The sequence below is a fragment of the Nocardia sp. XZ_19_369 genome (genome assembly GCF_015355715.1).
In the GTDB taxonomy this organism is placed as follows: Bacteria; Actinomycetota; Actinomycetes; order Mycobacteriales; family Mycobacteriaceae; genus Nocardia.
Genome location: NZ_JACVED010000006.1, coordinates 532645 through 552209 on the forward strand (window position 1 = coordinate 532645; position 19565 = coordinate 552209).

Consider the following 19565-nt stretch of genomic DNA (forward strand, 5'->3'; position numbering starts at 1 on the left):
GTGCGTGCCCGTCGTAGGTCGCGGGCGCCCTCCTGGTTCGAAGCCGCCTCCTGAGTCGCAGCCGCCCTTCTAAGTCGAAGCCGCCCTCCTAGGTCTCAGCCGGCCTCCCGGGTCGCGGGCGCATTCGCATGTTGCCACCTAGCCACCAGATTCGAAACCGACTGCCGCCGAACACCTTCGACCGCTACACCGGCCGCATCGTCCGAATAATGGCGGCAAGGTATTCATAGTCTTCCGCGCGGGCGGTCGAAGTGCGATACGCGAGACCGATGGTGCGCCCAGGTGCGGGCGTGGCGAAGTGGGCGGTGCCGAGGGTGCCGCGGGCGGTTTCGGAGGCGACGGCCATCTCCGGGATGAGGGTAACGCCGAGACCGCCTGCGACACACTGCACTACGGTCGCCAAGGAGGCGGCGCGGGTATCGCCGACGGCGGCCGGATGGACTTCGGCGGAGCGGCACAGGTCCAGGGCTTGGTCGCGCAGGCAGTGGCCCTCGTCGAGCAGCAGCAGGGGCAGCGAGTCGAGGACGGCGGGGGCTAGGTCGGTGCGGCCGGCCAGTTCGTGCCCGCGTGGCGTCACCAGCACGAATTCCTCGGTGTACAACGGGATCTCGATCAACCCCGGAACGTCGGTCGGCAGCGCGAGCAACGCGACATCGAGCACGCCGGTGCGCAGCCCGTCCAGCAGCCGCGCGGTCTGGTCCTCGATCACCTGCGGATGCAACGCGGGCAACTTCTTCTGCAACTCGGGCAAAAGGGCGGGCAGCACATATGGGGCAACTGTCGGAATTATCCCCATTCGCAGTGTGCCGCCGAGACCGTCGCCGGTCGCCGACGCGACGAAACGATCGGCCGCCTCGAGCGTCGCCATCGCTTTGGGCAGCAACCGCATGCCCGCGGCGGTGACGAGCACCCGCCGCGTACTGCGCTCGATCAGTTGCAGTCCGAGCCCGTGTTCAAGTGCCGCGAGCGCCTGCGATAGCGTGGGCTGGCTCACACTGAGCCGCGCTGCGGCAGTGCCGAAATGGCGATATTCCGCGACCGCCACGAACGCACGCAGCTGTGACAGGGTCGGCTGATAAGTCTGATCGGTCACGGCTATCAGTGTAGTGCGACTGATCACCTTTACCTTTCATCAGCCCGTCGGGCAAGATCGAAAGGGAGCTTTTCTGCTTTTCTGCACAGTGCTAGCAAACCCACCAGAACGAGGAGATTAGGCATGGCCTTGCTGACCATCGGCGACCAATTCCCGGCATACAACCTCACCGCTGTCATCGGTGGTGATCTGTCCAAGGTCGACGCTCAGCAGCCTGACGACTACTTCACCCAGATCACCAGCGACGATCACGCGGGCAAGTGGCGGATCGTCTTCTTCTGGCCCAAGGACTTCACCTTCGTCTGCCCGACCGAGATCGCCGCATTCGGCAAGCTCAACGAGGAATTCGCGGACCGCGACGCGCAGGTGCTCGGCGCCTCGGTCGACAACGAGTTCGTGCACTTCCAGTGGCGCGCCCAGCACGAGGACCTGAAGACCCTGCCGTTCCCGATCCTGTCCGACCTGAAGCGCGAATTGGCCGCTGCCACCGGCGTTCTCAACGCCGACGGCGTTGCCGACCGGGCCACCTTCATCGTCGACCCGAACAACGAGGTGCAGTTCGTCTCGGTCACCGCGGGTTCGGTCGGCCGCAATGTCGACGAGGTGCTGCGGGTGCTCGACGCGCTGCAGTCCGACGAGCTGTGCGCCTGCAACTGGAAGAAGGGCGACCCGACCATCAACGCAGGCGAGCTGCTCGCGGCCAGCGTCTGAGTCGAGTCGCAACGCACGATCCATGTACGAAATCCCATGCACTGTTCCCCGTTCACGCGGGGATGATCCGAACCGAGGAAGCAACGTATGAGCATTGAGAACCTGAAGAACTCCCTCCCCGAGTACGCCAAGGACCTCAAGCTCAATCTGTCCTCGCTGGCCCGCACCACGGTGCTGAACGAGCAGCAGCTGTGGGGCACGCTGCTGGCGTCGGCGGCCGCGACCCAATCGGCGACCACGCTGCGTGAGATCGCCGAGGAGGCCGCGGATGTGCTGTCCGAGCAGGCGTACAACGCCGCACTCGGCGCCGCCTCGATCATGGGCATGAACAATGTGTTCTACCGGGGCAAGGCGTTCCTCGGTGGCCGCTACGACGACCTGCGGGCCGGTCTGCGCATGCAGATCATCGGTACCCCGGGGGTCGACAAGGCCGACTTCGAGCTGTGGTCGTTCGCGGTCTCGTCGATCAACGGCTGCCAGCACTGCCTGGAGGCGCACGAGCACACGCTGCGTGAGGCGAGCGTGTCTCGTGAGGTGATCTTCGAGTCGCTGCGCGCGGCCGCGATCGTCGCCGGTGTCGGCCAGGCTGTGCAGTCGACCGAAACGCTTGCCGCCGCCACGGTCTGAGCACTCGATCCGAAGCCGCCGACGGTTCAGCCAATGAACCGTCGGCGGCTTCTTTCGTCTCTACCTGACCTGCGACGACAGCTCGATGAACAGCCGGTGTGGGCTACGCGACAGCTCAGTGTCGGACGGGACTAGTAGGGTCGAAAACATGGGCACACAGGTTGACGTGGTGCGGGTGTTCACCGACGCCGCCGGACGATTCGGCAACGAGCTGGGCGTCGCGCGGGCAGCGGACGTGGCCGAAGCCGACCGGCAGGCCCTCGCGACCAAAGCGGGCTACAGCGAGACCGTCGTGGTCGAGGACCCGGTCGACGAGGTCGCGCGGGTACGGATCTACACCCCGACCATGGAGCTTCCGTTCGCCGGACACCCCTCGGTCGGCACCGCATGGTGGTTCGCGGAACGCGGCGTACCCGTACGCCGGCTCAGCGTGCCCGCGGGCCCGGTGGCGATCGAGCTGACCGAGGGCCTCACCTGGATCACCGCCCGCGGCGAATGGGCGCCCGACTTCACCTTCCACCAGATCGCCGACCTCGACGAACTGGCGAACCTGCGCCCCGACGACTTCACCGGCGGCCCGCACTACTTCTGGGCCTGGACCGACGAGAACCGCGGCGCCCTCCGCTCGCGAATGTTCGCCCCCACCTTGGGAATTGCCGAGGATGAGGCGACCGGTGCCGCCGCCGTCGCCATCACCGCACTGCTGCGCCGCGGTCTGGTCATCACCCAGGGCAAGGGATCACAGCTGTTCACCGCCTGGGACTCCGATGGTTGGGTCCGCCTCGGTGGACGCGTAGTCGCCGACCAGTCCGTGGAGATCTGACCGTCGACCTCGAGTAAGTCGGAATCGTTTACGGCGCAGCCGCATACAGTCCGAAACCTCAGACCAACGGCACACCGGCGATAGGTGGACTGGTCGGCGCCACCGATCCACCGGAGGGTTCGACACTGACTGCCAGCGTCTCCCCGGGATCGAACGTCGTCACGAATGGCCTTGCCGTCGAAGGCAATTCGACGAGCACCCCCGCCGACCGCGGCCTCGGCTTTTCCCCAACGGGCACCAACCACACCTGATACACCCGCCCGGACGGCGGCTCGGCCACTCCGGTGAACGCGACGACCGCGAGCCGCTGCTGGGCGGAGAACTCCACCATGACCGTGCCGCCGCCGACCACCGGTTTGGTCAGCGTGCGCGAGTCCGGCTGCCGATGTATCCGCTCCGCGGTCGGCACCCCATCGGGCGGACTGCTGATCCGGTCGGCGATCACGCTCCCGCCGATCACCAGGCAGGCCGCCGCGGCCGCCGGCGCCACCCAGCGCATGCGCCGCTGCCAGGCGGACGGGAGCCTGGCGCGCCCGTCGTCGGGCAGTGCCGCCAGAATCCGCGCCTCCAGTTCGGGCGGCGGGGCCTGGGCGTCGAGCGCGGCCACCTGCGCCATCACTTCGCGCAACCGCCGCACCGTGTCCGAGAACTCTTGCCGCACAGCGGGATCGGCGGCGGCCAGCCGCTCTTCGATGCGCCGGCGTTCGATCTCGCCGACGGCGTCCAACGCGCACGGGTACGCCAGATCGAGCAGTTCCGCGTCCGATCGTGGCGGGTTATCGGCCATCGGCGCATTCTCCGGACAAGCAGCTCTCCAGTCTCTTCAGCCCGTCACGGATGCGGGTTTTGACGGTCGGCAGCGGCACCGATAGGTGGTCTGCGACTTCACGGTACGTCCGCCCGGTGTAGTAGGCGAGCGTGATCGCCTCGCGCTGCGTCGCGGTGAGCGCGGCGAGGCAGCCGAGGACCTCCTGTTCGTCCATGTGCTGCGTCACCGATTCGGCGACGACATCATGGTCGCGGCCGCCGTGTGAGTGCGCGTAGGCCGATTCCCGGACCGCGCAGGCGGCTTCGGCGCGCACCCGGTCGACGGCGCGCCGGTGCGCGAGCATCATGAGCCAGCCGATCGGACTGGCCAGTGCCGACTCGTAGCGATCGGCGGTCGACCACACCTGGAGGTACACCTCCTGGCTGACTTCCTCCGCCGCGGCCCGGCTGCGCAGGATGCGGGTGGCGAGCCCGAAGACCCGCGGACTGGTGAGCCGGTAGAACTCGGTGAAGGCAACGCGATCTCCGTCGCCGATCGCGGCGAGCAGTGCGACGAGGGTGCGACCGGACAGCGCCGATCGCTGTCGGTCGAACGCGGCGGGCGTCGGGCATCCGCATAACGAGTGGCTGTCCGCGTCGTCCAGCACGAGAGCACCGACCCGGTGTACAGCGGAGAGAACGCGGTCATTACCCGCCCCTCCCCCGCACCTGTCGGGTGCACACCGCACGTCGGCACCTGATTCGTTCGCTACCTCATCGATGACCGAATCTGCCCGCATAGACAGGGGTTCGGTATGGGATGGCGCGCGGATTGGTCTGCGGCACCAGTCAACTCGAAACAGCCGCGATGAGCATGTAGGCGGTGCCGAGATCCATCACCACGTGCGGCACCACCGCCGAACGTTGCCTCGGCCCGGTCAGTGCCGCGACACACCCACCGGAGCGCAGCAGAATGCCCAGGTGGCCCGGCGTGTCGGCGAGGGGGCGGCCGACGGCGAGGATGACCAACAGCGCGTCCGCGGCGAACAGTGCGGCGAGCCCGAGCGCCGGAATCATGGCGGGGCCGTCGGTGTGGCCCGGCACCGCGTGCCCGGACATGGCGTACAGCATGGCGGCGGCGGTTACCGTGTGGTAACCCAGCGGCACCAACCGGTCCAACGGGGTCGCGCGAGGCGCGCTGCGCCACTCCAGAATTCGGCTCGTCAGCAGGATGGCGAATACCACGGTCATCGCGGTGAGCACGCCGCGCACCGCGACCGGACTGGCGCCTGCCGGGAACACCAGCATTGCGAGCATCACCAAGCACATGATCAGGTGCGCGGCATCGGATTCATGATACCCACCGGTCGGTACGGACTCTGCCTTACGCGTCGAATCACGTTGCCGCCGGTCAAGTTCGGCCACCGGAACGAGAACAGCGCCCGCGGCATCCCTACCCGCGACCAGTGGCACAGGCGCAGCCAACCGCCCGAGCACGATCGCCACCGCGAGCAGAAACGCCGCCACCACCGACCACCGCAACGCGGCGTACTCCTGCACGAACTGAGCCACATCCACCACCCCTCCTACGGCGACCGTGGACCTGCCCATTCCATGGTCGCACCCGAGATCGATCAGGGTGCCCTTTTAAGGACGGCCGCCGCGACTTCAGCGCGGCACGGACTGCCGGTACCGGTCGACCGTCGAACGAGCGAATCGCCCCGGCGACACCCCGCGCCACTGCTTGAACGCATTCGAAAAGCTCGGCGCGCCCGAATATCCCATCCGATACGCGACGTCCTCCACGGTCAACCCGGTGGCGAGCAGTTCCTCGGCGAGCGTGCCGAACGTTTCCGCGCAGAGCTGCCGATAGGAGGTGCCCTCCTCGGCCAACCGCCGGCGCATCGTGCGCAGACTCATGTGCAGCCCGGCCGCGACGTCCTCCTGGCTGAGCCTGCTGTTCATCCGGTGCATCAACATTTCCCGCACCGTGCCCGCCACGCCCTGGCGCAGTCCGCGACGCTGCAGCAGATCGTCGCATTGCTCCTCGAACAGCTGCGCGGTGAGCGGACTGGCCTGCGGCATCGGCTCATCGATCCCGGTGGCGTCGAACACCGCGAGCTGCAGTTCCGCGGATTCACTGCTCGGAATCTCGAAGCTGTCGAACAGCGGTGCCAGCCGCGGCCGCAGCCCGCCCGCGATCTCGACGCGGACCACCGGCGGCGGCACGCCGAACACCATGAACCAATTGGTCAGCAGCGCAGAAACATCGCGTTCGGCAAGGAACGCGCGCAGCTCGCCGGGCAGGTCGCGGTCGTCGCCGTAGAGCAGAATCTCGTCGTCTCGGTAGATGTGCCAGGCGCGGGCGAACGAGGTCATCAGGCTGAAGTAGCGCATGGCGACATCGATGGCCTGGCGCATGGTCGGGCTGCTGAGCACCGCCAAGGCGAGTACGCCGTGGGTGGTGAGGTGCGTGCGCGTGCCCGCTTCGACGCCGAGACCCGGCGGATCGTCCAGCAGCGTGACGAGATTGCCGACGATGGCGAGTTCCTGCGCCGCGGTGATCTCGCCACCGGGCGTTTTCAGCAGCCGAGGATCGACGTCTGTGCCGCGTAGGCACTGATCCTGGGTGAGCCCGTGATCGTCCCCGAGTTCGACGAGGATCGCCGCGTTTGTTACCGACCGCCGCCACTCCCATGAGGCCACGTGTCCATCGTTGCCTGTCGTGGCCGATTTGCGCAAGGTTTCTGGCCGGAGATCGTATGTTCTGCTCTCCCAATGCGGTTCGGCCGCCCGAGCAAACCGTCCGACCGGTTCGTCATGGCCACAATCCGCAATGTTCTTGGCCGAAGTCGCGATGGACAGCAAACCTGCCACGCGACTGGCGATCGACCCTATTCGCCCTGGCCGGATTGTGCAAAGTGCTGACCCGATATCGCATGGAGCACCGCCCAGCGACCCTCTAGCGTGGTACAGAGACGAAGGCAGGCGAAACCATATGTCTCGGAAGACGCTCACTGGCAAACGGATCGCGATCACCGGGGGCGCGCACGGCATCGGCCGCGAGACAGCGATGGCGTTCCTGGCCGAGGGCGCCGATATCGTCATCGGCGACGTGGACGTCGGCGCGGTGCGGGCGGTCGCCGACCAACTCGGCAGATCCCGCGACGGCACCGTCGTCGGACTGGCCCTCGACGTCACCGACAGCGCCCGCTTCGGCAGCTTCCTCACCTACGCCGAACGCAGACTCGGCGGCCTCGACGTCCTGGTGAACGCCGCCGACGTGATGCCGTCGGGCCCCTTTCTCGCGGAGTCGGAAGCCGAATCGGACCGGCAGATCGATATCAACCTGCGCGCGGTGATCATCGGAACCCGGCTCGCCGCAGAACGATTCGCCAGTCAGGGACACGGCCAGATCGTGAACATCGGCACGGTGGGCGGGGTGACCGCGGCGCTGGGTGTCGCCGTGTACTGCGCGACCAAGAACGGCGTGGTCGGTCTCGGCGCGGCGCTGGACCAGGAACTGTCGGGCCAGGGCGTCACTGTCAGCACCGTCGCCTCGGGGTCGCTGGAGGACCCGGCGGCCGTCGCCGATTCCGTGGTCGACTGCGTTCTGCACGGGCGTGGCGGCCTGATCAGCGTGCCGCCCACCAGCTTTCTGCGGGCCGCGTTCCGGCCGCCCGGACTGGTGCGCCGGGTGTTCACCCGCAACGGCCGGTAGCGATCAGAGTTCGCGCAGAACGCGTTTGAGCACCTTCCCGGTCGGGTTGCGCGGCAGTTCATCGATGAACACGACGTCGCGCGGTACCTTGAACCGCGCCAGATGCGCCTTGACGTACTCGCGCACCTCGTCCTCGTCTAGCGAATGCCCGTCGCGCACAACGATTACCGCGCGCAGGCGCTGCCCGTATCGATCGTCGGGCACGCCGAAGGCGCTCACCTCGGCGACGGCCGGGTGCGCGGCCAGCAGTTCCTCGATCTCACCGGGGAAGACGTTCTCGCCGCCGGAGACGATCATGTCATCGTCCCGGCCATCGATGAAAAGCCTTCCCGCACTGTCGAAATGGCCGACGTCACCGGTGGACATCAGGTTGCCGACCCGCAGCTTGTCACCGCCGCCGGTGTACCCCTCGAACTGCAAGCTGTTGCCGACGAAGATCCGGCCGGTCTGCCCCGGCGGCAGCTCCGCACCGTCCTCGTCGAGGATGCGCACGGTCGCACTCGGCACCGGGCTGCCCACACAGCCCGGCTCGACCGCCAGGTCGGCGGGGGTGGCGACGGTCGCGTAGGCCACCTCGGTGGAGCCGTACATGTTGTAGACCACCGGGCCGAACGCCTCGGTCACCCTGGTGCACAGCTCGGCGCCCAGCTGTGAGCCCGCGACGAAGATGATGCGCAGCGCCGAGAAGTCGTGTCCGGCACGGGCTTCCGGACCGAGGTCGACCAACCGCTGCAGCATCACCGGCACCGCGACGAGGGCGGTGGCGCGATGGCGGTGCAGGCTGTCCAGCACCGCCTGCGGGTCGAAGCGGCGGCGGATCACCAGTGTCGAGCCGAAGCCGAGCGCGATGAACAGGTGCGCGAAGCCCAGCGTATGAAACAGCGGCGCCGGGCATTCGGTGATCTCGCGGGCCCGGAACGGCACCTTGTCCAGGATCGCGGCGAGCGGGGCCAGCGAGGTCGGTTCGCCGCGCGGGGCGCCCTTCGGGGTGCCGGTCGTTCCGCTGGTCAGCAGGATGACCTTCGCGGTGGTGGTGGCGCGCCGCGGTGCGGAACGGCTGGCGCCGGCGATCAGGTTGTCCAGCGTGTCGACACCGGGCCGATCGGCCCAGGCGCGATAGCGGCCACGCGGCGGGGTGAGGTCACCGAGCATGTCGGTGTACTCGTCATCGAACACCAGCAGATCGATGCCCTCCCTGGCCACCACCTCACGCAGCTGGGGGCCCGCGAAATCGGTGTTCAGCAGCACAATTCGGGCGCCGCACTTGGCCGCGGCGAAGACCGCGTAGTGGAAGCCGCGGTGGTTGCGGGCCAGGATCGCGACGCCCTCGCCGTCGCGCAGGCCGCGGGCCCGCCAGGCATTGGCCAGCGCGCTGGTGCGCTCGTCGAGTTCGCGGAAGGTGATCGAACCCAGTTCGTCGATGAGCGCGGCCCGGTCCCGGTAGCGCAGCGCGGCGACCGAGACGAGCCCGCCGAGCATCCCGGACCGAACGACTGCCGCACCCATCTGGGCGAGCCGGTCGGGCCGTTCCAGGGTCACCAGCCCGGCACGGACTGCCAATGAGGCGTAATAGGTTTCGTCGGCGACCCGGCGGGCTGCGCCCGCGGCCAGCGCGGTGACCTTGGCAAGCTTCATCATTGGACCCCTTGGCCGGACAGCGAGGTCCGTCTAGCAAGTGCGGGCGAGTGCCCTCTCAGTAAAGCGTGTCCGATCGGGGTCCGTCGAGTGATCGCCGCGGTGCGCCGCCGGGCATGATGAACAAATGTCTAGCAACACCGACCAGTCCGCTCCCGCGGGCGCTGCTAACGGCTCGCTGCCCGACCTCCGCATCGTGGTCGACGACCTCTCCGGACCGGAGATCGCAGCCCTGCTCACCGAGCACCTGACCGACATGGCCGCGCACTCCCCCGCCGAGAGCATGCACGCCCTCGACCTGGACGCGCTGCGCCGCCCGGAGATCACCTTCTGGAGCGGATGGGACGGCGACACCCTGGCCGGCTGCGCGGCCCTCAAACAGCTCGACCCCGAGCACGCCGAGATCAAGTCCATGCGTACCGCCGCGACGCACAAACGCCGCGGCATCGCCTCGATCATGCTGCGCCACCTGCTCGCCGAGGCCACCGCACGCGGGTACCGGCGGGTCAGCCTGGAGACCGGTGCGCCCGAGTTCTTCGTCCCGGCCCAAAAGCTTTATGCCGCGCACGGTTTCGAGTTCTGCGGGCCGTTCGGGGATTACGAACTCGACCCGTTCAGCGTTTTCATGACCCGGACGCTCTGAGGAGACCAGCACTCACCCGAGGGCGCGGGTGAACCCCTCGACCATCTCGTCGACCTGAGCATCGGTCATCACGAACGACGGCGAGATCTGCATCGCGCCCTGCCCGGCCGCACGGCTGGAAACACCGTGCGCACGAAGGGTTTTCACCATCGGCAGCCCCTCGGCCGGATCGACCAGCTGAACGGCGGCCACGGCACCCAGCCCGCTGCGCACCTCGGCCACGCGCGGATGCTCGGCCAGCGGGGCGAGCTTCTCGTGCAGGGTGGCTTCCAGGCGAGCCGACTCATCGAGCAGGTTCTCCCGCTCGATGATGTCCAGGTTGGCCAGCGCGGCCGCGGCGGCGCCCGCGTGCCCGCCGTAGGTGTAGCCGTGCCGCCACCAGACGCCGCCCGCGAAGAACGGTTCGGCGATGTGCGGTGCGATGAACACGGCACCCATCGGGACGTAGCCGGAGGTGAGGCCCTTGGCGGTGGTCATCAGGTCCGGTTGCAGGTCGAAGCGCGAGGAGGCGAACCAGGATCCGCCGATCCGGCCGAAGCCGGTGACGACCTCGTCGGTGACGAAGAGGATGTCGTTGTCGCGGCAGATGCGGCGCACCTCGGCGAGGTAGCCGGTCGGCGGCAGGTAGATGCCGCCCGCGCCGATGATGGGTTCGCAGAAGAACGCGGCGATGCGTTCGGCGCCGATCTCTTCGATCAACGCGAGCAGCGACTTGGCGTCGTCCCAGTCGACGGTGCGCGCGTCGGACATCAGCTCGCCGTAGCCCTCGCGGTTGGCCGGGATGCCCGCCAGCGCGGTGCCCGCGACATGCATGCCGTGATAGGCCTTGCTGCGCCCGACCACGATCGTCTTGTCCGGCCTGCCGAGCTCGTGCCAGTAGCGGCGGGCGAGCTTGGCCGCGGTGTCCACCGAGTCCGAGCCGCCGGAGGTGAAGAAGATCTTGCTACCGGGCACCGGCGCCATCGCGGACAACCGCTCGGCGAGTTCCTGGGTGGCCGGTTCGGTGAAGTCGCCGAAGTTGGAGTAGTGCGCGACCCGGCGCAGTTGCGCGGCGACCGCGTCGGCGATCTCGCCGCGGCCGTGGCCGACATTGGTGAACCAGAGCCCGGCCGTCGCGTCCAGGTAGCGGTTGTCGTCGGCGTCGTAGATGTAGGCGCCCTCGCCACGGGCGACGACGAACGCGCCGTCCCGCTCGACCGCACCCATGTCGGCAAATCCATGCCATAGCGAGTTCATGTGTCCACCTTTACCGGAGGGAGGTGTCGCCTTCCGAATCGTGCCGAATCCCGTCGAGGCCGCTCAACCCGGAGACAACCCGGTCAACCAGGGAAATTCACGATCACTGCACCTCGACCCTATGGCCATTACCACGTTCGACCGCGGCCGACCCGACTCACGGCGTTCGGAGCCGCGCTCGCCCGCCGACGGCCGCTATCGCGATGGCGAGCAGGGTGAAGACGCCGAGCAGGACGATCAGGCCGATCGTCAGCGAGATGTAACCCTGCTGCCGGGGATCGAGGAACGGGTACGGATACCAGTCGACGATCGGGCCGCGGATCAGCGTGTAGACGCCATAGACCACCGGGTAGATCAGCCACAGCAGGACGAGCCGCGGCGACAGGGCGAGCCGCTCGCGGGCCGGGACGAGCACCCAGTCGGCGACCAGCACGATCGGCAGCACGCGATGCAGGATGTCGTTGATCCAGCGATCGGTGAGCATCACGTCGATATTGGACAGCAGCACCGCGTAGACCACGCCGGTGATGAGCAGATACAGCGCGCAGGCCCCGCGCAGCACCTCCCAGCGGCGCCCCTGCGGGTCACGCAGTCCGCCGATCAGCAACACCAGCATGCCGAGCACATTCGATTGAATGGTGAAGAAGCTGAAGTAGTTTCCGGTGGAGAACGCGGCCTCGTGCAGATTGCGCAGCGGGATCCAGGCCAGCGCGACGGCGGCGAGCACACCGAAGGCGATCCGCAGTCCGCGGTATATCCAAGGCGTGCCCGACTCGGCGTCCATTGCCCGATCCTCGCATATCAAGCCCGGTTAACGTGCTAGATCCGAGCAGTCCGCACACTGTCGGCAACCCGGCCGCACCGCCTGACGGAAATACCAGTTGCCGCCCTTCGCTACGCTTATGAATGCAATGACCAGGACAGCTGACACCGGACCCCGCGAGCTCCGCACCCGCCTGGCGAATCTCTCCCTCCGCGACGAATACCGGCTGCGCCGCCGGCTCGACCGGGCGCGCGGCGGCGACCTCGGCGAGGTCGAGGCCGAGATCGCCGCGGCCGAGCTCCGCATCGACGCGCGCCGCGCCGCCGTACCGGAGATCCGCTACCCCGAGCAACTGCCGGTCACCCAGCGCCGCGAGGACATCGCCGCCGCCATCGCCGCGCATCAGGTGGTGATCGTGGCCGGCGAGACCGGCTCCGGCAAGACCACCCAGATCCCGAAGATCTGCCTGGAGCTCGGGCGCGGCATCCGCGGCACCATCGGCCACACCCAGCCGCGCAGGCTGGCCGCGCGCACCGTCGCCGAGCGCATCGCCGAGGAACTCGGCACCGAACTGGGCGACGTCGTCGGTTACACAGTCCGCTTCACCGATCACGCCTCGGACCGCACGCTGATCAAGCTGATGACCGACGGCATCCTGCTCGCCGAGATCCAGCGCGACCGGCTGCTGCGCCGCTACGACACGATCATCATCGACGAGGCGCACGAACGCAGCCTCAATATCGACTTCCTGCTCGGCTACCTCAAACAGCTGCTGCCACGCCGACCCGACCTGAAGGTGATCATCACCTCGGCGACCATCGACCCGGAACTGTTCGCCCGGCATTTCGCCGACGAGAACGGCGCTCCCGCACCGATTGTCGAGGTGTCCGGCCGGTCCTATCCGGTGGAGTTGCGCTATCGCCCGCTGTCGCTGGAACTGCCCGGCGCCGACGACGAAGACGACGAGGACACCCGGGTGGTCGACCGCGACCCGGTGGACGCCATCGGCGACGCGGTCAGCGAACTGTTCGCCGAGGGCGACGGGGACGTGCTGGTGTTCCTCTCCGGCGAACGCGAAATCCGGGACACCGCAGACGCTTTGCGCGATCTGAAGCTGCCGCGCACCGAGATCCTGCCGCTCTACGCTCGGCTGTCCACGGCCGAACAGCACCGGGTGTTCGCGCCGCACCCCGGCCGCCGCGTGGTGCTGGCCACCAATGTCGCGGAGACCTCGCTCACCGTCCCCGGCATCCGGTATGTGATCGACCCCGGCACCGCGCGCATCTCGCGCTACTCGATGCGCACGAAGGTGCAGCGACTGCCGATCGAACCGGTCTCCCAGGCTTCGGCCCGGCAGCGCGCCGGACGCTGTGGCCGCGTCGCCGACGGCATCTGCATCCGGCTCTACTCCGAGGAGGATTTCGAGTCCCGGCCCGCGTTCACCGAACCGGAGATCCTGCGCACCAACCTGGCCGCCGTCATCCTGCAGATGACCGCGCTCGGGCTCGGCGATATCGAGAACTTCCCGTTCGTGGAGGCGCCGGACAAACGAGCGATTCGGGACGGCATCGCGCTGCTGGAGGAGCTCGGTGCGCTGGGGCGGCGGACCTCCGACTCGAAAGACGCGGCCGAAACCCGCACCGATGACTACGGATTGACGCTCACCCCGATCGGGCGCGACATGGCGCAGCTGCCGGTCGATCCGCGGATGGCGCGGATGCTGGTGGAGGCGCACAGCAACGGCTGCCTGGCGGAGGTGCTGATCATCGTTGCGGCACTGTCGATTCAGGACGTTCGCGAGCGGCCCGCCGATAATCAGCAAGCCGCTGACCTCAAGCATGCGCGGTTCGTCGTCGAGGGCTCGGATTTCCTTGCCTACCTGCGACTCTGGGACTATCTGACCGAGCAGCGGAAGTCGTTGTCGTCCAACCAGTTCCGGCGGATGTGCCGGGAGGAGTTCCTGCATTACCTGCGGATCAGGGAGTGGCAGGACCTGCACGGGCAGTTGCGCACCATCACGAAGGGGCTCGGGTGGTCGGCCGACACGTCGGAGCGCGCCGAGGCGGAGGGCGAATCTGCCGCGGGCAGCTCGCGACGCGGGCGAGGCCGCGGCAAGGGCGGTCAGGACGCAGAAGGATCACCAGGCGGGCAGTCCGGCGTGCGGCAGCAGGCCGAGGCGGGTACGCGGCGTAGGCGGTCGGGCGGCAAAGCTTCTGCGCAATCCGCCGACGGCCGTCAAGGCGATGAACGCCCCAGCGCAGGGGGCTCGAACCGGCAGGACGCCAATAATTCTCGGGACGGCCGGACCGATTCCGCGACCGGTGGCGGGCAGCGGGGACGGCGCGGCGGTGCGCCGCAGGCTGCCAACGGTTCCTCGCTCGACTCCGATGACATGCCGTGGGATGCCACCGGCATCCATCAGGCTCTGCTGGCGGGCATGCTGTCCCATATCGGGCTGCGCGAAGCGGAGACGCGAGAGTTCCTCGGCGCGCGCAATGCAAAGTTCATGATCTTCCCCGGCTCCTCGCTCGCGAAGAAACCGCCGCGCTGGGTGATGGCCGCGGAGCTGGTCGAGACATCGCGGCTGTGGGGGCGGATGGCCGCCAAGGTCGAGCCGGAGTGGGCCGAGCGGCTCGCGGGCGATCTGGTGAAACGCACCTACTCCGAACCGCATTGGTCGTCCAAGCGCGGCGCGGCCAGCGCCTACGAGCGCGTCACGCTGTACGGGATACCGCTGGTGACCGGCAGGCAGGTGGATTACGGCCGGATCGATCCGGAGCTCTCGCGCGAGCTGTTCATCAGACACGCACTGGTGCAGGGCGAATGGCAGACCCGCCACGAGTTCTTCCACCGCAACCGCGAATTGATCGACGACGTCGCCGATCTGGAGCACCGCGCCCGCCGCCGCGACATCCTGGTCGACGACGAGGTGCTGTTCGAGTTCTACGACAAGCGCCTGCCCGCCGACATCGTCTCCGTGCGGCATTTCGACAGCTGGTGGAAGTCCGCGCGCCGCAAAGACCCCGCGCTGCTGGACTTCTCGACGTCGACCGTGGTCAACGCGGGCACCGCGGCGCTGGATCCGGCCGCCTTCCCCGATGCCTGGCGGCAGGGCGAGCTCAGTTTTCCGCTCACCTATCAGTTCGAGCCGGGTAACGAGGAAGACGGTGTCACTGTACGGATCCCGGTCGAGCAACTGGCGCACGTGCGGGCCGTCGGCTTCGACTGGCTGGTGCCGGGCATGCGCGACGAACTGGCCGCGGCACTGATCAAGACACTGCCGAAAGCGTTGCGGCGCAGCGTGGTTCCGGCGCCGGACTTCGCGGCGCGGGCACTGGCCGCGCTCACCCCGCGCGCCGAACCGTTGCGTATCGGGTTGGCGCGGGAGCTGTCACGGCTCGGCGCGATCACCATCGACCCGACCGACCTCGATACCGCCGCGCTGCCGGATCATCTGCGCATGACCTTCGCGGCGGTCGACAGCGAAGGCAAGGTGCTGGCCCGCAACAAGAGTCTGCCTGCGCTGAAAACACAGCTGGCCGAACAGGTTTCCGCCTCGGTTGCCCGCGCGACGGCCGGTGCCGAACGAGCGCCCGCTGCGGTGTGGACGTCGGAATCGCTGGGCACGGTCGAGCCGACGGTTCGCCGTGAGGTGGCCGGGCAGACCGTCACCGGCTATCCCGCGTTGGTGCCCGAGGGCGAGGGTGTGGCGGTCCGGGTGCTCAGCTCCCCCGCCGCGCAAGCCGCCGCGATGCGCGCAGGCACCCGTGCGCTCGTCCTGAACGCGCTGCCGACCTCCGTGCGCACCGTCACCTCGAGCCTGCGCCCGACGGAACGCCTTGCGCTGAGCCAGAATCCGTACGGATCGCTGGAGGCGCTGGTCGAGGACTGCCGGGCCGCGGCCGCCGACGAGCTCATCGCCGCCGCGGGCGGACCGGTGCACAATCCGGATGACTTCGCGGCACTGGTGGCGAAGATCCGCCCCGACTTCGTCACCGCGGTAGCGCGACTCGTCCGCCTGGTGGTGCCGATTCTGGCCGAGGCACACCGGGTTTCGGTGGCGCTGGCGCAGACCTCCGAACGCGACATCGCCGACGACGTCCGCGACCAACTCGACAACCTGGCCTTCCCCGGTTTCATCTCCGAATGGGGCAGCGCCCGGCTGCGCGAACTCCCCCGCTACCTGAAAGCCGCCGTCGTCCGGCTGGAGGCGCTACCCGGCTCCGCTGTTCGCGACCGGCAAGGCATGATCGAACTGGACCGCGCCCTCACCGCCTACGACCGGCTGGTCAACTCGCTACCGGAGAACCGGCGGCACGCACCGGCCGTCACCGAGATCTGGTGGATGATCGAGGAGTTCCGGATCAGCCTGTTCGCCCAGAAGCTCGGCACGCCATATCCGGTCTCCGCCAAGCGCATCGAGAAGGCGATCGCCGCCATCCGCCGGTAGCCGAACCTCGCATACCTGCTTGCCGCCTCGCATCGCGGCAACCTGGTCGCCGACCATGAAGCAGCAGACGCACGGAAACTGATTTCCCGCACCAGGAATCGCATGCGATTCCTGGTGCGGGAAATCGAACCGTCTGCGGCTGTTGCTATTCGGCGGGCACTGCGGCCGCCTCACGGGCGCTACGCATCTCCTGGATCTCGCGTTCGAAATCCGCTGCGGAGGTGAAGGATCGGTAGACGGAGGCGAAGCGGAGGTAGGCGACCTCGTCCAGGTCGCGCAGCGGTCCGAGGATGGCCAGACCGACCTCGTGGCTGGGTACCTCGGGAGAACCCTTGGCGCGCACCGCGTCTTCCACCTTCTGCGCGAGCAGGTTCAGTGCGTCGTCGTCGACTTCCCGCCCCTGGCAGGCGCGGCGGACACCGCGGATGACCTTTTCCCTGCTGAACGGTTCGGTGACGCCGCTGCGTTTGACCACGGACAGGATCGCGGTTTCCACCGTGCTGAACCGCCGCCCACAGTGCGGGCACGCGCGGCGGCGGCGGATGGCCGCGCCTTCGTCGGCCTCGCGCGAGTCCACCACCCGGGAGTCGGGGTGTCGGCAGTACGGGCAATGCATCCGGGGGATCCTTCGTCGATGCGCGTGCTCGCGGCCGGCCCGGCAACCGATCGGGGTGACCGTCCCGGCGAGCACGTGTACAGGGGCCTAGACCCCGGCACCAGGTAAACCTCAGGCGATATGCGGAATACCTGCATAGCACTTCGAGGATACCCGTCCGGGTACCCGGGATGTCTCACTCACCCTGTACCCACCGGCATTGTCCGTGGGATCGCCGGTCCGCTCGCCGCTGATCGTCGCCACTTCGTCGGCACGCACCTGCGCTGGGCGCTGGGCGCATGATCGGCTGGCCGACGGTGGCGGCGGAGCTATTCGACGATCTGCCACTGCGAGGTCAGGTCGGCGATCAGCTCGGGCAGGCGCGGGATCAGGCGGCCACGGGCCAGCTTGTTCCAGAACGACTCGCCGAGCACAGCGGGGGCGAGTGCGGGGTTGATCTCCATGTCGATGTGCCGCGGGACGAGGTCACCGGTGATGTAGGTCCAGCGGGTGTCGCGGTCGGCCCAGTTGAAGTCGGGCAGCGAGGTGCGCAGGGCCAGGGTGCGGCCGCCTAGCTCGGCGCGGACGGTGGCCGGTGCGAACACGCCCGGGGCGCGGACACCGGGCACGGCGGGTTTGCCCGCGATGGTGCTCACGTAGGTGAGGACCCGGCCGATCGGGGCGCGGCCCGCGGCGGTCGCGTCCCACTGGTCGGCGATCACCCTGTTCTGTTCGCGATCGGTCATCCGAATCAGCGCGTCGATATTGCCCTCGCGGGTGCCCTGGGCGATGGATTGCCATGCGGTGTGGATGTCGTCGTCGAGCACGCCGGCCTCGTACATCTCGTCGATGCCACGCATGCCCAGCGCGATGTAGGCCTCGTGCATCGGGACCAGGTCGGTGAAGATGTGCTTCTGCATGATCATCAGCCGGGTCTGGTACCAGGCGACGTCCTCGACGGTGAGCCGCGAGCCCTCGGTGGCGAGCAGCCGGATGTCGGCGGGCAGTTCGCGCACCAATTCTGGTGGGGTGTGGCGCAGGAGGTCGGCGACGGTGTCACCGAGTTGGTGGATGCCGGGCACGTCGAGCACCACGCCCACGTCGCTCATGTCGAAGAAGCCCGAGGCGAACGAGCCGCCCGCGATACCGGCCAGGCCGGTCCAGTAGAACTGCGGATGCTGCGTGGTGAGCCGCAGGTAATTGACGTACACCTGATTGAAGGTGCGTTCGTTGGCTCGGACGCCGCGGGCCGGATCCCAGGCCGCGAGGTCGATGGCGGCGTTGCGGGTCGCGACGACCAGCCAGTACTGATGCAGCAGGGTCGCGTACCGGCGCGGGGACACGCCGTCGGCGCGCGCCGCGTCCACCGCGGCGGACAGGGTCGATTCGTCCAGCGGGAGCGCCGGATTCAGCCCGCCGCCGCCCGCGCCGTCACCGTTGGCGGCGGGTAGGTCGAGGTAGTCCGCGTAGGCGGGCGCCGCATGGGCGGCCGGGATGGTGGCGGCCCCGAAGACCAGACAGAGGGCGATCCCGAAAGTTCGGGCGAGCAGCCGGGTGGAGCGTCCGGCGGTGGCGAGATGCGTCATTGCTAGATGTCCCGAACTCGTGCGTAGGCGACGGCCGCGTGTGGCAAAGAGCTTTGCCAGATCACGTGTTCAGCACACTAACAACATGTTCTAGTTGATGATCAACAAATTCGGCCACTCTGCGGCTGCACGGTCGAGGGCTGCCACACTGCTCCCGCAATGCGCGCGTTTGCCGAGAGGTTTCGACCCGAAGTGCAGCATCGCCGCCACCTCGGAGGCCGATTCAAGCGTGCTACTACGGCGGCAGCAACTAGTTGGCTGGCAGGCCGAGAACCATCCAGGAAGCAATGCCCGAAATGTCGGGCGATGTCGTCAACGGGTGCTGACACCTTGCGGCAGCACACTTCCGGGCACGGAATCCACGACCACCGACTGCCCGTCGATCACGGCGGGCACCGTGCCGGTACCGGCATCCCCACCCCAGTCCCCCGCCCGCAGATGCGCCAGCGTGATCAACGCGGCCACCACGAGCGCACTCAACAGCGCGGCCACCGCGAGCACGGCGAAACCGACCTGCGCCTGCTCGACCAGCTCGACCGGGTGGGCGCCGCGGGCCTGGCGCACCGGCGAATTCCGTGTGCCACGGTCGTATACGACGACCCCACCACCGGGCCGCGCGCCACGCGGGCGCCGGTCCACGGTCGACCGATGCGCCGAATCCACTGCGCGCGTACGCAACGTGCCTCGATGCACGCGCGGGACCGTCGCGAACGCGAGATCTATCTCGGCGGAATCGGTGTCGCGCGAGTCGACCTCACGCGTGCCGACATCGCGAACATCGTCGACACGCCGTGCGAGATCCGTGCCCGGCGCGCCGATCTCCGTGTTGATGTCGCTGATCGCAGTGCTCATCGGACAAACCTCCGTGGTGGGTGCTCCGTCTGTGTTCGAGCTGGGGTGTTCGAGCTGGGCGGACCGGTGGGGCTGCTCGGTAC

17 protein-coding genes are annotated in these 19565 nt (G+C 68.2%); 6 read left to right on the forward strand and 11 right to left on the reverse strand.

The genetic code is table 11. From position 1 onward, the window contains the following. Nucleotides 1–184: 184 nt before the first annotated feature. A complete protein-coding gene (locus tag IBX18_RS24625) occupies nt 185–1093 on the reverse strand; it encodes a hydrogen peroxide-inducible genes activator (RefSeq protein ID WP_194835873.1) in 909 nt (302 codons plus the stop codon). A gap of 123 nt (nt 1094–1216) precedes the next feature. Here IBX18_RS24625 and IBX18_RS24630 point away from each other — a divergent pair, with 123 nt between their 5' ends. The 3 genes from IBX18_RS24630 to IBX18_RS24640 all read left to right on the forward strand — a co-directional run bounded on the left by IBX18_RS24630 (nt 1217) and on the right by IBX18_RS24640 (nt 3254). Beyond that, nucleotides 1217–1804: a peroxiredoxin gene (locus IBX18_RS24630; RefSeq protein WP_107658151.1), complete on the forward strand. Its 588-nt coding sequence runs from the start codon at nt 1217–1219 to the stop codon at nt 1802–1804. An 87-nt stretch (nt 1805–1891) separates the two neighbouring features. After that, nucleotides 1892–2431, forward strand: a complete 540-nt coding sequence (locus IBX18_RS24635; protein ID WP_194835874.1) for a carboxymuconolactone decarboxylase family protein — start codon at nt 1892–1894, stop codon at nt 2429–2431. Between the two features lie 148 nt (nt 2432–2579). After that, entirely contained in the window at nt 2580–3254 is a 675-nt protein-coding gene (locus IBX18_RS24640; protein ID WP_194835875.1) for a PhzF family phenazine biosynthesis protein, read from the forward strand. 58 nt (nt 3255–3312) lie between these two features. On the opposite strand, the gene IBX18_RS24645 is transcribed toward IBX18_RS24640, so the two are convergent. From IBX18_RS24645 to IBX18_RS24660, 4 genes are all read right to left on the reverse strand, one after another. Beyond that, nucleotides 3313–4041 carry an anti-sigma factor gene (locus IBX18_RS24645; protein WP_194835876.1) on the reverse strand — a complete coding sequence of 243 codons (729 nt, stop codon included), beginning with the start codon at nt 4039–4041 and terminating at the stop codon, nt 3313–3315. Continuing rightward, the gene (gene sigK / locus IBX18_RS24650) at nt 4031–4669 is read right to left on the reverse strand and encodes an ECF RNA polymerase sigma factor SigK (RefSeq protein ID WP_306796388.1); all 639 of its coding nucleotides are present in this window, start codon (nt 4667–4669) and stop codon (nt 4031–4033) included. The genes IBX18_RS24645 and sigK overlap by 11 nt, the downstream gene beginning before the upstream one ends. A gap of 181 nt (nt 4670–4850) precedes the next feature. Beyond that, the gene (locus IBX18_RS24655; RefSeq protein WP_194835878.1) at nt 4851–5579 is read right to left on the reverse strand and encodes a DUF5134 domain-containing protein; all 729 of its coding nucleotides are present in this window, start codon (nt 5577–5579) and stop codon (nt 4851–4853) included. Nucleotides 5580–5669: 90 nt separating this feature from the next. Beyond that, nucleotides 5670–6707, reverse strand: coding sequence for an AraC family transcriptional regulator (locus IBX18_RS24660; RefSeq protein ID WP_194835879.1), 1038 nt, complete (start codon nt 6705–6707; stop codon nt 5670–5672). A 292-nt stretch (nt 6708–6999) separates the two neighbouring features. Here IBX18_RS24660 and IBX18_RS24665 point away from each other — a divergent pair, with 292 nt between their 5' ends. Beyond that, nucleotides 7000–7722, forward strand: coding sequence for an SDR family NAD(P)-dependent oxidoreductase (locus IBX18_RS24665; protein ID WP_194835880.1), 723 nt, complete (start codon nt 7000–7002; stop codon nt 7720–7722). A 3-nt stretch (nt 7723–7725) separates the two neighbouring features. On the opposite strand, the gene IBX18_RS24670 is transcribed toward IBX18_RS24665, so the two are convergent. Beyond that, nucleotides 7726–9357 (reverse strand): acyl-CoA synthetase, encoded by a 1632-nt coding sequence (locus IBX18_RS24670; RefSeq protein ID WP_194836012.1) that lies wholly within the window; start codon nt 9355–9357, stop codon nt 7726–7728. A gap of 127 nt (nt 9358–9484) precedes the next feature. On the opposite strand from IBX18_RS24670, the gene IBX18_RS24675 reads away from it, so the two are divergent. Continuing rightward, on the forward strand, nt 9485–10000 hold the full coding sequence (locus IBX18_RS24675) for a GNAT family N-acetyltransferase (protein ID WP_194835881.1): 516 nt from the start codon (nt 9485–9487) through the stop codon (nt 9998–10000). A gap of 12 nt (nt 10001–10012) precedes the next feature. On the opposite strand, the gene IBX18_RS24680 is transcribed toward IBX18_RS24675, so the two are convergent. After that, nucleotides 10013–11236: an aspartate aminotransferase family protein gene (locus tag IBX18_RS24680; protein WP_194835882.1), complete on the reverse strand. Its 1224-nt coding sequence runs from the start codon at nt 11234–11236 to the stop codon at nt 10013–10015. A gap of 157 nt (nt 11237–11393) precedes the next feature. After that, entirely contained in the window at nt 11394–12020 is a 627-nt protein-coding gene (locus IBX18_RS24685; RefSeq protein ID WP_194835883.1) for a Pr6Pr family membrane protein, read from the reverse strand. A gap of 127 nt (nt 12021–12147) precedes the next feature. Between IBX18_RS24685 and hrpA the strand changes: the two genes are divergently transcribed. After that, nucleotides 12148–16449, forward strand: a complete 4302-nt coding sequence (hrpA, locus tag IBX18_RS24690) for an ATP-dependent RNA helicase HrpA (protein WP_194835884.1) — start codon at nt 12148–12150, stop codon at nt 16447–16449. 145 nt (nt 16450–16594) lie between these two features. Here hrpA and nrdR read toward each other — a convergent pair whose 3' ends face one another. From nrdR to IBX18_RS24705, 3 genes are all read right to left on the reverse strand, one after another. After that, a complete protein-coding gene (gene nrdR / locus IBX18_RS24695; RefSeq protein ID WP_040736946.1) occupies nt 16595–17065 on the reverse strand; it encodes a transcriptional regulator NrdR in 471 nt (156 codons plus the stop codon). Nucleotides 17066–17373: 308 nt separating this feature from the next. Further along, nucleotides 17374–18630 carry a hypothetical protein gene (locus tag IBX18_RS24700; protein WP_194835885.1) on the reverse strand — a complete coding sequence of 419 codons (1257 nt, stop codon included), beginning with the start codon at nt 18628–18630 and terminating at the stop codon, nt 17374–17376. Nucleotides 18631–18942: 312 nt separating this feature from the next. Continuing rightward, nucleotides 18943–19482: a hypothetical protein gene (locus IBX18_RS24705; protein WP_194835886.1), complete on the reverse strand. Its 540-nt coding sequence runs from the start codon at nt 19480–19482 to the stop codon at nt 18943–18945. Nucleotides 19483–19565: the final 83 nt, after the last annotated feature.